Origin of the sequence: Pantoea cypripedii, assembly GCF_011395035.1 — a bacterium.
In the GTDB taxonomy this organism is placed as follows: Bacteria; Pseudomonadota; Gammaproteobacteria; order Enterobacterales; family Enterobacteriaceae; genus Pantoea; species Pantoea cypripedii_A.
Genome location: NZ_CP024768.1, coordinates 4,311,298 through 4,327,848, shown reverse-complemented (window position 1 = coordinate 4,327,848; position 16,551 = coordinate 4,311,298). Strand labels below are relative to the sequence as shown.

At 54.3% G+C, this 16,551-nt stretch carries 20 protein-coding genes; 10 read left to right on the top strand and 10 right to left on the bottom strand.

Features of this window, described 5'->3' with window-relative positions; translation table 11 throughout:
• Positions 1–3: 3 nt before the first annotated feature.
• The 9 genes from CUN67_RS20265 to CUN67_RS20225 all read left to right on the top strand — a co-directional run bounded on the left by CUN67_RS20265 (position 4) and on the right by CUN67_RS20225 (position 6,373).
• Positions 4–1,281: an ATP-grasp domain-containing protein gene (locus tag CUN67_RS20265; protein ID WP_208717015.1), complete on the top strand. Its 1,278-nt coding sequence runs from the start codon at positions 4–6 to the stop codon at positions 1,279–1,281.
• The gene (locus CUN67_RS20260; RefSeq protein ID WP_208717014.1) at positions 1,269–1,976 is read left to right on the top strand and encodes a class II glutamine amidotransferase; all 708 of its coding nucleotides are present in this window, start codon (positions 1,269–1,271) and stop codon (positions 1,974–1,976) included. The genes CUN67_RS20265 and CUN67_RS20260 overlap by 13 nt, the downstream gene beginning before the upstream one ends.
• Before the next feature lie 6 nt (positions 1,977–1,982).
• Entirely contained in the window at positions 1,983–2,783 is an 801-nt protein-coding gene (locus CUN67_RS20255; RefSeq protein ID WP_208717013.1) for a 2OG-Fe(II)-dependent halogenase WelO5 family protein, read from the top strand.
• 28 nt (positions 2,784–2,811) lie between these two features.
• Positions 2,812–3,312, top strand: a complete 501-nt coding sequence (locus CUN67_RS20250; protein WP_084878191.1) for a YbaK/EbsC family protein — start codon at positions 2,812–2,814, stop codon at positions 3,310–3,312.
• 20 nt (positions 3,313–3,332) lie between these two features.
• Complete coding sequence (locus CUN67_RS20245) at positions 3,333–4,238, top strand: EamA family transporter (protein WP_208717012.1); 906 nt, start codon at positions 3,333–3,335, stop codon at positions 4,236–4,238.
• A gap of 203 nt (positions 4,239–4,441) precedes the next feature.
• Positions 4,442–4,744 (top strand): hypothetical protein, encoded by a 303-nt coding sequence (locus CUN67_RS20240; RefSeq protein WP_208717011.1) that lies wholly within the window; start codon positions 4,442–4,444, stop codon positions 4,742–4,744.
• Positions 4,701–5,195: a hypothetical protein gene (locus tag CUN67_RS20235; RefSeq protein WP_208717010.1), complete on the top strand. Its 495-nt coding sequence runs from the start codon at positions 4,701–4,703 to the stop codon at positions 5,193–5,195. Before CUN67_RS20240 ends, CUN67_RS20235 begins: the two co-directional genes overlap by 44 nt.
• The gene (locus CUN67_RS20230) at positions 5,188–5,505 is read left to right on the top strand and encodes a hypothetical protein (protein WP_208717009.1); all 318 of its coding nucleotides are present in this window, start codon (positions 5,188–5,190) and stop codon (positions 5,503–5,505) included. Before CUN67_RS20235 ends, CUN67_RS20230 begins: the two co-directional genes overlap by 8 nt.
• 19 nt (positions 5,506–5,524) lie before the next feature.
• The gene (locus CUN67_RS20225; protein ID WP_208717008.1) at positions 5,525–6,373 is read left to right on the top strand and encodes a hypothetical protein; all 849 of its coding nucleotides are present in this window, start codon (positions 5,525–5,527) and stop codon (positions 6,371–6,373) included.
• A gap of 48 nt (positions 6,374–6,421) precedes the next feature.
• On the opposite strand, the gene ibpA is transcribed toward CUN67_RS20225, so the two are convergent.
• A complete protein-coding gene (ibpA, locus tag CUN67_RS20220; protein WP_013507211.1) occupies positions 6,422–6,838 on the bottom strand; it encodes a small heat shock chaperone IbpA in 417 nt (138 codons plus the stop codon).
• A 282-nt stretch (positions 6,839–7,120) separates the two neighbouring features.
• Between ibpA and CUN67_RS20215 the strand changes: the two genes are divergently transcribed.
• Positions 7,121–7,480, top strand: coding sequence for a YceK/YidQ family lipoprotein (locus tag CUN67_RS20215; protein WP_208717007.1), 360 nt, complete (start codon positions 7,121–7,123; stop codon positions 7,478–7,480).
• Here CUN67_RS20215 and CUN67_RS20210 read toward each other — a convergent pair.
• The 9 genes from CUN67_RS20210 to CUN67_RS20170 form a co-directional block, all read right to left on the bottom strand.
• Positions 7,458–8,720, bottom strand: coding sequence for a DUF3748 domain-containing protein (locus tag CUN67_RS20210; RefSeq protein ID WP_208717006.1), 1,263 nt, complete (start codon positions 8,718–8,720; stop codon positions 7,458–7,460). The two genes, CUN67_RS20215 and CUN67_RS20210, sit on opposite strands and share 23 nt — an antisense overlap.
• Before the next feature lie 84 nt (positions 8,721–8,804).
• Positions 8,805–10,097, bottom strand: coding sequence for an MFS transporter (locus CUN67_RS20205; protein ID WP_208717005.1), 1,293 nt, complete (start codon positions 10,095–10,097; stop codon positions 8,805–8,807).
• A 195-nt stretch (positions 10,098–10,292) separates the two neighbouring features.
• Positions 10,293–11,441, bottom strand: coding sequence for a galactonate dehydratase (gene dgoD / locus CUN67_RS20200; protein ID WP_208717004.1), 1,149 nt, complete (start codon positions 11,439–11,441; stop codon positions 10,293–10,295).
• Positions 11,438–12,055, bottom strand: a complete 618-nt coding sequence (locus CUN67_RS20195) for a 2-dehydro-3-deoxy-6-phosphogalactonate aldolase (protein WP_208717003.1) — start codon at positions 12,053–12,055, stop codon at positions 11,438–11,440. The genes dgoD and CUN67_RS20195 overlap by 4 nt, the downstream gene beginning before the upstream one ends.
• Positions 12,039–12,911: a 2-dehydro-3-deoxygalactonokinase gene (locus CUN67_RS20190; protein WP_208717002.1), complete on the bottom strand. Its 873-nt coding sequence runs from the start codon at positions 12,909–12,911 to the stop codon at positions 12,039–12,041. Before CUN67_RS20190 ends, CUN67_RS20195 begins: the two co-directional genes overlap by 17 nt.
• Positions 12,908–13,606 carry a FadR/GntR family transcriptional regulator gene (locus CUN67_RS20185; RefSeq protein WP_208717001.1) on the bottom strand — a complete coding sequence of 233 codons (699 nt, stop codon included), beginning with the start codon at positions 13,604–13,606 and terminating at the stop codon, positions 12,908–12,910. Before CUN67_RS20185 ends, CUN67_RS20190 begins: the two co-directional genes overlap by 4 nt.
• Positions 13,607–13,851: 245 nt before the next feature.
• Complete coding sequence (yidA, locus tag CUN67_RS20180; RefSeq protein WP_208717000.1) at positions 13,852–14,661, bottom strand: sugar-phosphatase; 810 nt, start codon at positions 14,659–14,661, stop codon at positions 13,852–13,854.
• A gap of 89 nt (positions 14,662–14,750) precedes the next feature.
• Positions 14,751–16,040 (bottom strand): MFS transporter, encoded by a 1,290-nt coding sequence (locus tag CUN67_RS20175; protein ID WP_208716999.1) that lies wholly within the window; start codon positions 16,038–16,040, stop codon positions 14,751–14,753.
• Entirely contained in the window at positions 16,037–16,531 is a 495-nt protein-coding gene (locus tag CUN67_RS20170) for a YhcH/YjgK/YiaL family protein (RefSeq protein ID WP_208716998.1), read from the bottom strand. Before CUN67_RS20170 ends, CUN67_RS20175 begins: the two co-directional genes overlap by 4 nt.
• Between the last annotated feature and the right edge of the window lie 20 nt (positions 16,532–16,551).

Below are 16,551 nucleotides of genomic sequence, written 5' to 3'. Positions count from 1 at the left end.
GCGATGAGAAAGATATTCCTGCAGATTGGCGCAACCCGCGACGGGCAAAACCCGTACTGCTCCGTGGCGAAACGCGAAGGCTATTTTACTGTGCTGGCGGAGATGGGCGACTTTGTCGATTACCAGTCGCTGAGCTTTAGGCTGCCGTTCGATCTGATTGTGCGGCTTGATCGGCCAGAAAACCCCTGGGATGTGTTGCAGGCGTGCCTGCGTGCCGGGTTGCTGGAACATCCCCAGGTGGTACTGGCGGGGTTTGAAGCCTATAACGTCTCCGCCGGACGGCTACGCGAGATGCTGGCAGGTCCGGATGCCGGCCCTGGTTTTATTCCGCCGGATAAATATGCCCAGCGCATGGCGTTGCGCAAAGCCTGGCCACGTTTCCCACAGCCGGAATTCCGCTTCTTTGCTTCACCACTCAGTATCCGCGATGCGCGTGAAGCGTTGCTTTATCCGTGCGTGATCAAGCCGGTTGATGGCGGCGGCGGCCTCGGGATTTGGCTGGTGGAGCAGGCCTGCCAGCTCGACACCGTGATCAATAAATTAGTCGATACCATGAATTATGGCGGACGCGGCTTTTCCGGCTTTATCGTCGAAAGCTGGCTATGCGGTGATGAGTATTCGCTCCAGGGCGTGGTGGATAACGGTCACGCGGTGGCGCTGACCTGCTGCCAGAAGGTGATCGAGCATCACAGCGATCAGGATGGCAGCATCAGTTTTTATGAATCCGGGCATGTGGCGATGGCCGCACACCAGTTGCCAGCCTCCTTCACCAGCCTGATGAGTTTCTGCTGCGAAACCTTTGGCTATCGTCAGGGGGCCTTTCATATCGATTTCATTATGGTCAACGGCGAGCCGCATTTTCTCGAAATGGGTTTCCGCCTGTCAGGGATGGGCGTGGTGAATCTGGTCGAGGAAGTGACAGGTATCAACTGGGCTGAGGTAGCCTTTCACATCGAAGCGGGACGCGGCATGCCCGAGCTGCATTTTTGCCAACCCGCTCAGGTGGTGGGACGCTTACGTTTGCGCCAGTCGCTGCAATATCGCCAGGCGGAGCAGTGGATCGCCCAACAACAGCGCGGCCAGCTATTGCCGCCGCTCAATCTGCCTGCGCTTGAGGTCTCGCCGCGATCCTCTCTGTACGCCGATTTAACCCGTCATGCGGGCATCCTCGCCACCTTTTGTCTGCCGGGCAACAGCCGCGACGACGTGCTGGCGACCTTCCATCAGATTCTCGATGTTACGTCCTTTGCCACCCGGGGGGATTTACTATGTGCAGAATGATTCTGGCACACGGTCAGTTTGATGCCGCAGCGGTACTGGAGGCGGCGCGCGCCATGAGCTGTGGAGAAACCGCCACCCATGATGGCCCAATCAAACAACATCCGAACGGCTGGGGCTTACTGTGGCGTGAACAGGGCCATATTCGTACGCTGCACGGCACCGGCACCTTTGCCGACGCGCTGCCGGGTATCGATGTGGATCGTCTGCGCGGCCGTTTTCTCGCTGTGCATGTCCGTCATGCCACGCTGAGTAAAAATCAGGGCATCGAATTTTCGCATCCGCTGTGGCGTACCAGCGGCCAGACGCAATGGTACATGATGCACAACGGCTTTCTGCCGACGGTGCACCAGCAGCTCGGTATGGCGGAGTCGCGCTTTGATTCGGCGGAATACCTTGAATACATCGTTGATCGGGCGACGCCTGCCGATTTCACCCGTCGTTATCTGCGCGACAAGATGGCGCAGGTAGCGCCAGGCGGCAGCGCGGCCAACGCCATTTTTGTCACCCGCGAGAAAGCCTGGGCGTGGCAATGGCATCCCGATGACACCCCCTACCCGGATTATTTCACCCTGCACCACTGTCAGCATAACAACAGCACGTTTATCTCTTCTGAACCCATTGCAGCACTGGGCGCGGCGTCCACGTGGCGTCGTATGAGTAACCATGAACTTCATGAAATTCCTTTGTCGGAGTGAACAAGCATGGCCATTTTCAATCAGATACGCGTTATTAGCCCCAAAATGTTTGTGGAAAGTACCTGGCTGGATGACATTGTTACTGCGCGCGTGCCGCTACTGGTACTGCGTAATTTTCTGACCCCGGAAGTGCGTGAAGCGGCGGTGGATGACCTGCAACTTTGCCGCGAGAAGGTGCGGGTCTCGCACTATCCCAACGGTGCACTGACCACCCTTGGCCCCTATCTGGCGAAACATACCGCTGCGCCGGAAAACTACTTCACCGAACTGCGTGATATTCAGCCCGCGTTACCGCCGTCGCTGCATTGCCTGCGTGACCAGGTCTACAACTGGGTGAAACACGCTTTGCGGCTGGAAAGCCTGCAAACCGCCACCGATCCACAACACGGCGATTACGCAGGTTCGATTGTGCGGTTCCATGCCAATGGCGTCGCCAACCCGCTGCATAACGACAACATCGTGCGCGATGCGGCGGGTAGCGGCCTGACCGTGACTGAAATTTTGCATCAGCTGAGTTGTGTGGTGTGCCTCCAGGAATGCAGTGCCGGGGGTGAATTACGCATCTTTAATAAGCAATGGCAGCCAGTGGATGAGCGCTTTAAAACGCCCGGCGAACTTGGCTACCAGAGTGGCGTGATTGAGCACTGCGAAACCTGCGAGTTTTCACCGCGCAGTGGCGATATCTATCTGTTTAATCCTGCTTTTTATCATGAAATTGATCGGGTGGAAGGCGATACGCGCATCACCATGGGCTTCTTCTTTGGTCTCACCGACAAAAAGATGAAGCACGCGATTGCCTGGAGTTGACCCGAGGCCCGTCATACGAGGAGAGAAGATGACAACCTTTGAGAAAGTGATCACCCAACTGGAGCAGCATCAGGCGGATTATCGTGTGATTGAGCATGAGGCCATCGGTCAGACCGATGTCATCAGCGCCATCCGCGGTAACGAGCTGAATCAGGCAGCAAAGGCGATGGTGCTGGAAGTGACCATGCCGGAGGGCGCGGAGGCCCGTTACCTGCTGGCGATTGTGCCGGGTGATTGCAAAATTAACTTCAAAAGCGCCGCCCGTGCCATCGGCGGCAAGAAATCGAGCTTTGCCGCCCCTGAAAAAGCCCAGGAGCTGACGCAATGCGTGATGGGCGCGGTGCCGCCCTTTAGTTTTGATGACCGACTGGCGCTGCGCGTTGATGCGCGCCTGCGTGATGTCGGCACTTTGTGGTTTAACGCCGGGTTGCTGGAACGCTCAGTGGCACTGGATGTGAATGACTATTTTCGTGTTATCGGTGATGACTGCTGCGCAGAGATCGCCACCCCCGTGACGGCGACCGCCTGATCGCGGCAGAAGGAATGTTTATGTCAGTCAAAGATCTCTTATTAGCCCTGTGTGTGGTACTCGCCTGGGGCGTCAATTTTGTGGTGATTAAACTGGGGCTGCATGGCATGCCCCCCTTTTTGCTGGCGGGACTGCGTTTTACTCTGGTGGCATTCCCGGCGATCTTTTTCGTTAAACGCCCGGCCATTCCGCTGCGCTGGTTGGTGGTGTATGGCATGACCATCAGTTTTGGTCAGTTTGCCTTTCTGTTCCTCGCCATCAAGCTGGGTATGCCCGCCGGACTGGCATCGCTGGTGGTGCAGGCGCAGGCCTTTTTCACCCTGATACTCGGCGCATTGCTGCTGGCGGAGAAACTGCGCTGGAACCATATCGTCGGCATTCTGGTAGCAACCCTTGGCATGTTTACCCTGGCGACGGCGGGGATGGAGGGACAGACCACCGCAGGCATTACGCTCACCACCATGATGCTGACGCTGGCGGCGGCGTTATCGTGGGGATTGGGCAATATCACCAACAAGATTATTTTGCGTAACCGCAAAGTGCCGGTGATGTCGCTGGTGGTGTGGAGTGCGCTGGTACCTATGGTGCCGTTCTTTGCCTGTTCATGGTGGTTTGAAGGGCAAGAGACGATTGTCAGCAGCCTGATGAATATCTCGCTGCAAACCGTGCTGGCGCTGATCTATCTCGCCTTTGTCGCCACCATTATCGGCTACGCCATCTGGGGCAATCTGCTGAGCCGCTACGAAACCTGGCGCGTGGCACCGCTGTCGCTGCTGGTGCCGGTGGTGGGGATTCTCAGTGCCGCACTGATTCTGGGTGAAACGCTGTCGGCACAGCAGATGCTCGGGGCATCGGTGATTATTTTTGGTCTGCTGATCAATGTGTTCGGCGGCATGGTGAGCCAGCGATTTCTGGTGAGGACCTGACGCACCGCAGGGGTGTCGGGGGCATGTTACCCCGCCACTCCTCATCCCCATTGTCATCTTTCCTTTCTCTCTCAGCAAATCACTGCATCGTACCGAAAAATTAAATAACCTTTAAAAACAGACAATTAAACACAAAGGTACAAATTGTACTTTAATGTGGTCACTTTTGGTGCCATTATAATGAAAACTGACGAGGTGTGACCGTGAAAATATCATGTCATCTGCAAAAGAGAATGTCGGAAAGAAATATATCTCTCGGAGTGATTAATTTAGTGATGTCACTTGGATCCTTTAGCGATAACAGCGAGAGATTGATATTAGATGAAAAGACACTGGCGTTAGCCATTCAATGCACCGATTCGCTGAAAAAACAGTTGGTGTCTTTACAGCAAAAAAAAGGGGCAAGCGTCGCATTAACCGACGACCTGCTTATGACTTCCTTTTTTCATTATGGTAAAAAAAATGCTAAAAATAAACAAAGACAAAATATTAAGCAATTCAGCTGACAGCACCATTGTATTGCCAGTGCCACCACAAAAAATGAATCTTAAAATACATCGGGCAGACCTGAAATTTATCGATGAATTGGCACTTAAAATTGATACAACCCGATCAGCCATTCTCAATAACATCATCAGAAAAATTTTAATTGAAAAGCTGAAGACGGAAGTCACCGAATTTGATAGCCAGGTGTTGTTAGCTGTTGAGGCTGATAAGTTATCTTCACAAAATATTATTGATGGCTGTAATGACCTGGAAGAAAGCTGGGTTTTTGAAGTAGCCAGGGCGGAGATCAAGAATGAGATTTTCTATAAATACAATAATTTTAAATTATCAGAACAGGATCAATATACTGACTTGCTCAGCAAAGAAGAGATAGAATTAGAAAAACATTCTGATGAACATAACTTTTGCAAGCAACTTATCGAGCAGAAACTGGTAAATAAAAATGATTAAAAATCAAATCGAAAAAATGAAGAACAACGCAATTAAAGATTCTCGCGATCTTTACGAAACCGTATCCATTAAGATACCCGCGAAAAGCTATGCCATGCTGGAGTTATTAAGTCGGCTGAGTGCCGAACCTAAAACCTCATTACTGACCAAAGATATCTCTGATACCCTATACCGGATTGTCGCTACGGAGAGTGAGGAAACTGATTTAATTGAGGAGATTATCAATAAGATCGATCCTCAATACTATCAGGAATCCTTTGTTGAGCAGTTGATTAATAATAACATCATTCATTCCACTCCAGAGAAGTAATTATCCACAGGGAATTAAAATGCCTCTTGTATATATCACAAAATATTCTTTAATTAAGATTGGTGGCATCCTTGATATACCTTATGAAAAATCTCTCACCGCCAGTAACGCCATTCAAACCATAATAGCGTCACATACGAAAGAAAAAATATTCAGCGCACCTGAACTCAGGGTCATGACGATGACACTTGCGGTGAATGAAATTCTTAACACAGAAACAGCTGGCAATATAAAAATAATGAACCAGCGAAAGTCTGATATTTATTCACGCAAGCAACGAGTGATCTTCTATCAGGACAGGCTTACTTATCATTATAATAAAGATTGTCCAAATTTGTTGTCTGATTATAATAATTTCACCATCCCTGCTGAAATCCCTGAGCATCGGATAGAAGAATATCGGAAATATTTCATTAATAATATCGATGTTTTTAACCGCAATGAAGAAGCTTACTATGCCCAGGCAAATGCTTTCTTCCGGGTTCATATGAGCCCGATAAAAAAAAGCCACTACGCCAACAGTGGTAAGGATTCGGTTTCAAGCAATAATCTGCTGCAATCTTCAGCAGATGAAGAGGACGGAAAATATATTGAAGAAGCATTGTCTTTTTTTCAAACCTACAAAAAGACGATAAATAAATATGGCTATGCTTCCCATCTCAAAGAAAAATTGCTCCAGGAAAATAAAATGTCTATGGAGGATTATAACATCATCACCGCATGGCACATTCTCAAGACGAATACAAAAAGCGAAATCATCAGCAAAATAATCAAGATAAATCAGCACAGCGAACAATTATTTTCTGAGGAAGTGATGATAGCACTGGGATTTCATGGCTGTGCGACATGCAAGGCGCTTAATAAATAATCCGCAGGTTTATACGAAAAAGCCGCATTTCTGCGGCTTTTGCTTTATTTATTTCAAAATCTCAATCCGACGCGGTTTCGCCTCTTCAGGGACGATGCGTTCCAGATCGATGCTTAACAGGCCATTTTCGAGCCGCGCATCGCGCACCACGATATGGTCTGCCAGCTGGAATTTACGCTCAAAGTTACGCTCGGCGATGCCCTGGTACAGGTATTTACGTTCCTGTTGCTCCTCGGGATGCGCGCCGCGCACAACCAGCATGTTGTCGTGTGACGTGATATCTAACTCGCTTTGGGCAAAGCCCGCAACGGCAATGGTGATACGGTAGTGGTTTTCGTCTACCAGCTCGACGTTATACGGAGGATAGCCACCATTGGCCTGGTTCTGATTGGATTCCAGCAGGTTAAACAGACGATCGAAACCAATAGCAGAACGATAAAGCGGAGAGAGATCAAAATTACGCATATTAGGACTCCTGATATTCAGCAAGTTTTGGCAACCTTCCACTATGGACAGGTTGTGCGGCCCGTTGCTCTCCCTGTCGGCAAAAGCAGCGTGACCTTATCCTAAAAGTGGGTGCGGTTTTGTCGCTTTCAAGTTTTCATCAGGATTTTCTTGCAGCAATTCTGATGAAATAGCATACACTCAGGAAATTATTCACCTGATATCAGGACATCACCCCAGAGTGATGCAGCACAGGTGACACACTCCAGCCAGGGCCATGCCATGACTGAAGGGATGAAGACGATGAATCTAATGAAACGCTTTTCGCTGCCAGGCCTGTTGGTCTGCTGTGCATGTACCACCTCCGGTTGTTCCAGCGTCATGTCTCATACTGGCGCCAGTCAGGGTTACTACCCCGGCACCCGCGCCAGCGCGGAGATGCTGACTGATGATCAAACCAGCTGGGCGATGAAACCGCTGGTCGCGATTGATCTGCCATTCTCAGCCGTGATGGATACCATCCTGCTACCGTGGGATTACTTCCGCCACGATGATGACAAATCGATCGACTCACCGCGTGAGCGCGTGCGGCAAAGCGAGAAGCTGGCCGGTACGCAGGCCAGCCTGTCAGGCGCAGCCGTTATGCCTGTGGAAGCGCACTGACGCCAAACAGCTGTCGCCAGCCGTTAACTTCGCGCATATACGCAATCTGCTGCCCATCCGGCGACCAAACCACCGCGTCACCGGAGGGTGGCAGTTCACTGCGCGGCGTCAGGCGTGTGCATTTCCCGCTCGTCAGCTCGCAGCGCATCACGCTGTTGTCGCAAACGAAGGCGATCGCCTCGCCAGAGGGATGCCAGCTAAAGGCGGACTGAATGCTGCTCTCCAGCTGCGTCACCTGCCGTGGCGTTCCACCGTTGGGGGAGACCGTCCACAGTTGCACCACGCCGTTATCATCCGCCAGCAAAAAAGCAATGGCGCTGCCGTCCGGCGCAGCGCGCAACCAGTGACGCGGCTGTAAAGCCAGTCCTGTGCTATGGGTCACCCGGCGCTGCTGCACCCCGGCCGGTGGCGCAGGCAGTTTATCCGTTGTTCCCTGCAGCGGCACCGTTCCTGGCCTGGCGTAATCTGCCAGCGCAGCTGGCAAATCCACCACAAACACTTCCGGCACTTTTGCGCCATCAGCCCCGCGCGTATCACCAATAAACGCAATGGCCCAGCGCTGCCAGCTGCCGTCTGGCTTTTGATAGCCACGATCGCCAATCCAACACTCCTCATACGCCCGGTCGATTTGGTCACTACCCGGCTGCGGATCGCGCTGCGTCTGGCTGACCAGCACACAATAATGGCTGCCTTCGTATTCACGCGGATGGTGCTTTGGCGGACATACCGGATGCAGCGGCACGGCAATACCGACGTTGCGCAGGTCATCGCCCACATCCTTTTCGTGCATCACATGGTCGTTATAAGTGAAACTGAGACGTGAACCATCCGGGCTGAAGACATGGACATGGGACCCGCCGCGCAACGCACCTGGCGTGTAGGGTGCAGTGATATCACAGGCATCGAGGTTTTCCGCGATACCTCGCTGCACAATCACGCCACGACGATGGTGGAAATCGTAATGCCAGTGCGCATCGGGACGTTCCGGGCCGTGGATGCAAACGTAACGTGGCGGCAGATCCGGGCTGACGGTGACCACACCAACATAGGCGCCGTCGCGTGCCTGATACAGCACCTCCACCGCGCCGCTCTGCACATTCACGCGCTCAATGGTCAGGCTGGTAAAGGAGGCACCGGAGGGCCGGACATCAAACGCCAGCCATTGGCTGTCGGCAGTCCAGACATTGATATTGGTGAGCTGGTGATGACGTTCTGCAAAGGTGAGTTGTTTTTCTGACATGGGGCAACCTTACATCCAACAGTTGCCAGACAAACTACGCGATTCTGCCCTGCCGGGCCAGTGCTCCGGCAGGGCGTAACGCCATCAACCGACGCGCTTCACATCACCGACCAGCAGGATGTAAGAAAGCGCACCAAGCAGCGCCACCACTGAGATATAAATCAGCGCCGGGGAGAAACCGTAATCCTGCGCCAGATAGCCCACCACCAGCGGTACGCTGATCCCTCCCAGACCACCGATAAAGTTAAACATACCGCCAGTCAGGCCAATTAACCGCACCGGGGCCAGCGACGAAACCAATGACCAGGTAATTGACGCGAAGCCGTTACCGAAGAACGCCAGCGCCATGAGCGTCATAATCCACAGCGGATCGTTGGTGTAATTGGCTCCCATAATGCAGGTGGAGATCAGCAGGCCGCAGATGATCGGCGTTTTACGTGCGAAGCCGAGTGAACGGCCACTGCGCACCAGACGGTCCGCCACGATGCCAGAAAGAATCACCCCGACAAAAGCGGCGAGGAAAGGGACGGTGGTCATAAAGCCCGCCGTCAGCGCGCCAATGTGTTTTTCCTGCGTCAGATAGTTCGGGAACCACGTCAGGAAGAACCACAGGGTTGAAGTCACGGCAAACTGGCCGAGATAGACGCCGCACAGCTTACGATGAAACACCAGCTTCCAGTCGGCAGCGGTTACCCGGCTACGGGTTTTCTTCTCAGCGGGCGCATCCCCTTCCACCATCGCGCCGCCTTCACGAATATAATCCAGCTCAGCCTGATTGATGCCTTTGCTCTGCTTTGGTGCCTGATACACCTTAATCCACACCAGCGACCAGACCAGGCCAATCGCCCCGGTGAGGATAAACACCCAATGCCAGCTCAGCAGCTCCTGAATCCAGATCAGCAGCGGCGTCAGGAATGCCAGGCCAACAAACTGGCCGGAAGTGTAGAAACCCACGGCAGAGGCGCGCTCATGCTCCGGGAACCAGCTGGTCACCAGGCGATTATTGGTTGGAAATGCCGGTGCTTCGAATACGCCGGTAATGGCGCGCAGGCCAATCAATGACAATAACCCGCTGGCAAAACCCTGGCACAAAGTGGCGACCGACCAGCCGCAGATGGCAATAAAATAGGTTAAGCGCGAGCCGACACGATCGAGAAACCAGCCACCGGGAATCTGGCACAGCGTATATAACCAGGCGAAGGCGGAAAATACATAACCCATTTCCGCTTTGGTGATGCCAAATTCCTGCTGAATATGGGCAGAGGCGACAGCTAAATTCGCGCGATCGACATAACAAATTACCACCGTAATAAATATCATCAATAGCGTGATATAACGGCGACGCGTCGGACGGGCTTGAACGGCAGAGAGATCCATGGTGTTTCTCCGGATACGTAGGGTATCAATATCGGTAATAACCGCCGATGGCGGCAAATAAGGCACGCAGCAATCCAGCACAGCGAATATCGCTGCGCACCGGTGGTGGCGATAAATAAAGCGTGCACGAGGCCCTGCGCCTTATTTACCGGCACATCGTTATCAGAGATTTAATAAATTCAGAGGGTGATCAAATTACCATTCAGCGACAGTACCGTCCGGGAAGCGCCATAACGGATTACGCCAGTCCGGCGCATTTTTACTGCGCTCAATCACCAGTTCTTCATTAATTTCCACGCCAAGGCCTGGTTTATTTAATGGATAGAAATGACCGTCATCCATTTTAAAATCGTCTTTATTGATGACATAATCGAGCAGCTCGGCACCCTGATTATAATGAATGCCCATGCTCTGCTCCTGGAACACCGCATTGCGTGAGACGAAATCAATATGCAGACAAGCCGCCAGCGCAATCGGTCCAAGCGGACAGTGCGGAGCCAGCGCCACATCGTAGGATTCCGCCATCGCCGCGATTTTGTAGCATTCGGTGATACCACCGGCATGGGACAGGTCCGGCTGCAGAATCGCCAGCCCACCAGCATCCAGCACGCGTTTGAATTCGAAGCGCGAGAACATCCGCTCACCCGCCGCAATCGGCAGATGGGTTTGCGCCGCCAGACGCGGATAATATTCCGCCTGCTCGGCCAGTACCGGTTCCTCAATAAACAACGGGCGGTAAGGTTCCAGCTCTTTAATTAACACTTTCGCCATCGGTGCGCTGACGCGACCGTGGAAATCGAGGCCAAACTCGATGTCCTTGCCAAAGGCTTCACGAATCTGCGCCACGGTATTCACCGCTGCATCAATTTTGCGTGAATTATCGATAATCCCCATCTCTTCACAGCCGTTCAGCTTGAAGGTGTCGAAGCCGATGGTGCGCAGTTTTTTGATGCCATCGATCACTTCCGCCGGGCGATCGCCCCCGACCCAGCTATAGGCTTTGATGCTGTCACGCACCAGGCCACCCAGCAGCTGGTACACCGGCACGCCAAGCGCTTTGCCTTTGATGTCCCACAACGCCTGATCGATACCGGCGATGGCGCTCATCAGAATCGGACCGCCGCGATAAAAACCGCCACGGTACATCACCTGCCACAAATCGTTGATGCGTGCCGGGTCCTGACCCACCAGATACTCCGACAGCTCATGCACCGCCGCCTCGACACTGCGCGCGCGGCCTTCAATCACCGGCTCGCCCCAGCCGACGATGCCTTCATCGGTTTCGATTTTCAGGAACATCCAGCGCGGAGGCAGGCGGTAAGTCGTCAGTTTGGTAATTTTCATCGTACAGCGTCCTTATAAGCAGCAATAAATGCGCGGGCCTTCTCCACGGTACGCGTCAGCGGCTGACCGGCGCGATAGAGATCGCTGCCTAAGCCCGCACCGATACAGCCCGCGGCAAGGAATTCATGCAGGTTTTCTGGCGTCACGCCACCGACGGCAAACACCGGCACTTCCGGCGGCAACACCGCCTTCAGGGCTTTGATGTAACCGGGGCCAAACGCCGATGATGGGAAAATTTTCAGCGCCTGTGCGCCAGCCTGCAGGGCGGTAAAGGCTTCGGTGGCGGTCGCGCATCCGGCAGCCACCGTCATGCCGCAGGCCACTGCCTGGCGAATCACCGCCGCGTCGGTATTCGGGGTCACCACCAGCTTGCTGTTGAGCGTTGCCAGCTGATCCACCTGCGCGGGCGTCAGCACCGTACCGGCACCGATCAGTGCTTTATCGCCAAAGGTGTTCACCATCGCGCCAATGCTGCTGGCCCAATCCGGTGAATTAAGTGGGATTTCGATGGCATCAAAACCCGCCTCAATTAATGCGCCAACGTGTGCCTCGGCTTCTTCTGGCCTGATGCCACGCAGAATGGCGATCAGCGGTAACTTAGTTTGCCAGTTCATGGGCAATGCTCCTTATTCCGTGCTGGAAGGCACGATCGCCTTCCAGCGTGACTGAATCATGTCCGATAAAATGCAGCGCCTGCTGGTAACGCTGCGCCAGCGCGCTGCCAGCAATAATGGTGATCGGTTGTGTCGCTGGGGTGGCCGTCATCTGTGCCACTTCGTGGCCGATCAGCAGGCCAGACAGGAAATCGCTGATATGGCGACGATCGCGCGCCCCCAGCACATGCGCCGCACGCACTTCAAACAAACGCGCCAGAATCGAGCGATCGTGGCTGCCAATATCCAGACCGGCACGGAAGGCGGCTGCATTTTCTTCCTGCTGCGGCAGGCCTGCGCCAATCAGGGATTGCGTCAGCAACAGGTGATGAAGTTCCCCGGTCATCACGGTACGGAAGTCGATCACACGGTCCTGATCCATCTGCACCCATTTGGCGTGGGTGCCGGGCATGACATACAACGACGATGGATGCAGATCCAGCGCGCCCAGCAGCTGCGTTTCCTCACCGCGCATGACGTTGTAGTTGTCGTCACGTTCGACGCACAATCCCGGCACGATCCACGCTTTATCCTCCACGCGGGTCAGGCGACCAGCCAGGGCGCTCAGCGCCACCGGGCAGTTCAGATACGGCACCGAAAGCCAGCCTGCATTGCTGCCGACCATACCGGCCATCACCACCGGCACCTCGTTCACCGGCCAGCCTGCGGTGACGCTGGCAAACACCTCGGCCGGGGTACGTCCGTTAAGGCGGGTCACACCCGCTTCGGAACGGCGTTCATCGATGCACTCCCCGTGCTGATAACGCCAGGCGCGCAGATTGGTGGACCCCCAGTCAATCGCGATATAGCTGGTCACATAAACTCCTTAAGTCGTGCCGTTGAACTGGCGATCATCGCTTTGGCGGCTCGCTCGGCAGCGTTCGCATCCTGATGACGAATCGCGTCAAACAGCGCTTTGTGCTCGGCCAGGGTGCGCGGCATGTTGCCTTCATCCGGCATATAGGTTTTGGCGAACACCGCTTTTTGCAGCTGGCTGATCGCCACATTGAGCTGCTGTAAAACCGGGTTGTGCACCGAGGCCAGTACCGCCTCGTGGTAGCGAATGTCCGCTTCGTTAAAAGCATCCCGATCAAGGTGATTCGCCACCATGTCGTTAAATGCCTGTTCAATCGCCGCTAAATCGTTGGAGGTGGCGCGTTCGGCAGACCAGCGCGCAATTTGCGGCTCCACCAGCACACGGACTTCGTTCATCGCGGCAATCAGACGCGGGTCCTGATCGTGCGCCAGCGCCCATTGCAGAACATCGCTATCGAGGTAATTCCACTGGTTACGCGCGGTGACAAACGCACCACGATAGCGCTTCATCTCCACCAGGCGTTTGGCCATCAGCGAACGAAACACTTCGCGGATGATGTTGCGCGAGGTAGCAAAGCGTTCGCAGAGTTCAGCTTCGGCGGGCAACGCGCCACCTGGGGCAAACTTCCCTGCCACAATCTCTTCACCCAGCGTCAGGATGATGCGCTCGGTTTTGCTTAATTGTTCTTGCGTCATGATGTTCCATTCAATGAAAGGCGGTGTACCCTCAGAGTACTACAATCTGCACCGTCTCAACCTCTGATGCGGATTGTAGTACCATTAACTAAGTTTGTACTACAATCTGGATCACAAAATAGACAATGCTTACGCAATAAAAATCCAGGTGCGCATGAATGCGCACCCTACGATTGTAGGGTCGGCATTCATGCCGACCGGGTCAAAATGGCAGGCTTTATGTGGGTTTTAAAACACAGGAAGGGTTACAGCACCAACTCTTCGATCGCGTAAGCAACGCCATCTTCCATATTGGTTTTGGTGACAAACTGCGCGATGCTTTTCACCGAATCAATTGCGTTGCCCATCGCCACGCCGGTTCCGGCGTATTCAATCATCGCCAGGTCATTTTCCTGATCGCCAATTGCCATCACTTCAGACTGTTGCAGACCGAGTTTTTCCGCCAGCATTTTGACGCCATAGCCTTTGTTGACGCGAGGATCGAGGATTTCGAGGTAGTAAGGCGCACTTTTCAGGATGGTGTAACTGTCGCGGGCGCGGGCTGGCAGTGCGGCAATCGCTTTGTCCAGCAGAGCGGGTTTATCAATCATCATCAGTTTCGGGAAGCGCGTCGCCGGGTCCATCTCTTCCACGGCGCGATAGCGCACCGGAATGCCGGTCAGGCTGGCTTCATGGATGGTGTATTCACTGATGTCTTTGTTCGGCGTATACAGCGAGGAATGGTCGAAAGCGTGGAAATGCACGCCAAGTTCACGCGAAAGCTGTTCGACATAGAGAAAATCATCAAAGCTTAGCGTCACCTCAGCCACGCTCTCGCCGGTATCGGCGCGTTGCACCAGGGCGCCATTATTGCTGATGCAATACTGACCCGGCTGACGCAAATCCAGCTCCAGCAGGTAGCGCTCGACACCGACAAAAGGGCGCCCCGTCGCCAGTACCACCGCGACGCCTTTGTCGCGTGCACGCCCAATCGCCGATTTTACCGCCGGGGTGATGAGGTGGTGCGGATTAAGCAGGGTGCCGTCCATATCGATCGCAATCAGTTTTATCGCCATAACGTCCTCGTTAATTCAGGGTTTACATCCATGCTAGCGCGATTCAGCTCACATTGACCAGTTTATCGACACAAACGGCACCTTGCGTATCAGTTCCCCAGTGGTTTACGCACAAACAAGCCGTAACTCAGCGCGCCAATCATCAGCAGCGCCGCACCCAGCAGGAACACATTGGTGAACTTGCCGGTGGTATCAAGGATGATGCCGGTGACAATCGGCGCCATCGCTGCACCCAGGAAGCCACCGAAGTTCTGGATCGCCCCCAGAGACGCCACCTGTGATTTTGGTGCGATGTCTGTCGCCAGCGTCCAGAGCGCGCCCTGCGGCATCTGCGAACAGAAATAACCGAGTGCCAGCAGGGTAATCGCCAGTGGCGTACTGTCGACAAAAGGAATCGGTGCCACAAAGCAGGCGGCCAGCGCAGCACCCGTCACCACCGGGATTTTACGTGCGGTGATGGCGCGAACGCCGCTGCGTACCAGACGATCCGACAACATACCGCCCACCAGCACACCCAGAATGCCGCACAGGAAAGGAATCGAGGCGATCCAGCCAGTGGCCTTCAGGCTGAAGCCGAGGGATTTTTCCAGATAGCCCGGCAGCCAGGTGAGATACACCCAGATGGTGAACATGATGGAGAAGTTGCCGATCACCATAAACCAGGTGGTGCTGTGGCGGAACAGCGTGCCCCAGCTCGCCTGGGCCTTCTCATCAGAGGCGGCAACGCTGCGCTGACCGGCATGCAGCAATGCATCTTCGCGCGCATCCGGGTCACGATAGAATTTCCACCACGCCAGCAGCAAAGGAATCCCCATCAGGCCGATGGCAAAAAACATGCCGCGCCAGCCAAAGGTCAGCAGCAGCACCGTCAGGATGGGCGGCGCGATGGCATTGGCGATCTGCGATCCGGTATTGATGATCGCGGTGGGCAAACCACGTTCGTTCTCACCAAACCAGCGATGGGTGATTTTGATGCCAGAGGTAAAGAACGGGGATTCAGAGATACCCAGCATCATGCGCAGGCCATAGAAGAAGCTATAGCTATTCACGAAGGCGGCCAGCACGGTAAAGCCGGACCATAACCCCAGCGCCCAGGAGAACATTTTCTTCGGACCAAACTTATCCACCAGCCAGCCTGCCGGCAGGTTAGCCAGCGCGTATGGCCAGAGAAACGCGGATAACAGCAGGCCCATCTCGGTTTGCGAAAAACCGAACTCGGCCGCGATGGTGGTGTTGGCGATACTCAGGTTAGCGCGGTCGAGGTAGTTCACCACCGCCGCCAGCAGCAGGATGGTGATGATACCCCAGCGCAGTTTGCCCACCAGCGTCGTCGGCGCTGCCGTCGTTGCGCCGGACAACGTATTTACCGAGGTTTTCATTGTGCAACCTCCGGCGCGCTGAACAGGCTGAGATTGATTTTGATCACCGCTTTACGGATCGGCTGCGCTTCAGGCGCGGCGCAGCAAGGACGATGGACATCGTGCGGGAAAAACAGCGCGAACATGCCCGGCGTCAGGGTGATCATCGATTCATCAATCGTCTCCTGATAAAACACCACGTCGCGTTCCGCGCGCAGATCTTCGGTGATCACATGGTCGGGATGCGCGCGCGCCACGCCAATATTCTCGCGCCCGGCCAGCAGGTACTGGATATCAACATAGTTAAAATGCGACTCGGCGCGACGGGCGCTTGCCGGTTCGGTGTCCATCTCCTGCACCAGACAGAACATCTGGTTATCTGGCAGCAGGTCGTACTTGCCGGTCGGAAGCTGGCTGAAATCGGTATCGGCAATCCAGCGCAGTGCCTGGTCGACGATGGGGTGGAAGGCATGACGCTCACGCGCCCAGTCCTGGCTATCACAAATAATCATGGTGTTTTCCCTGTCGTTAT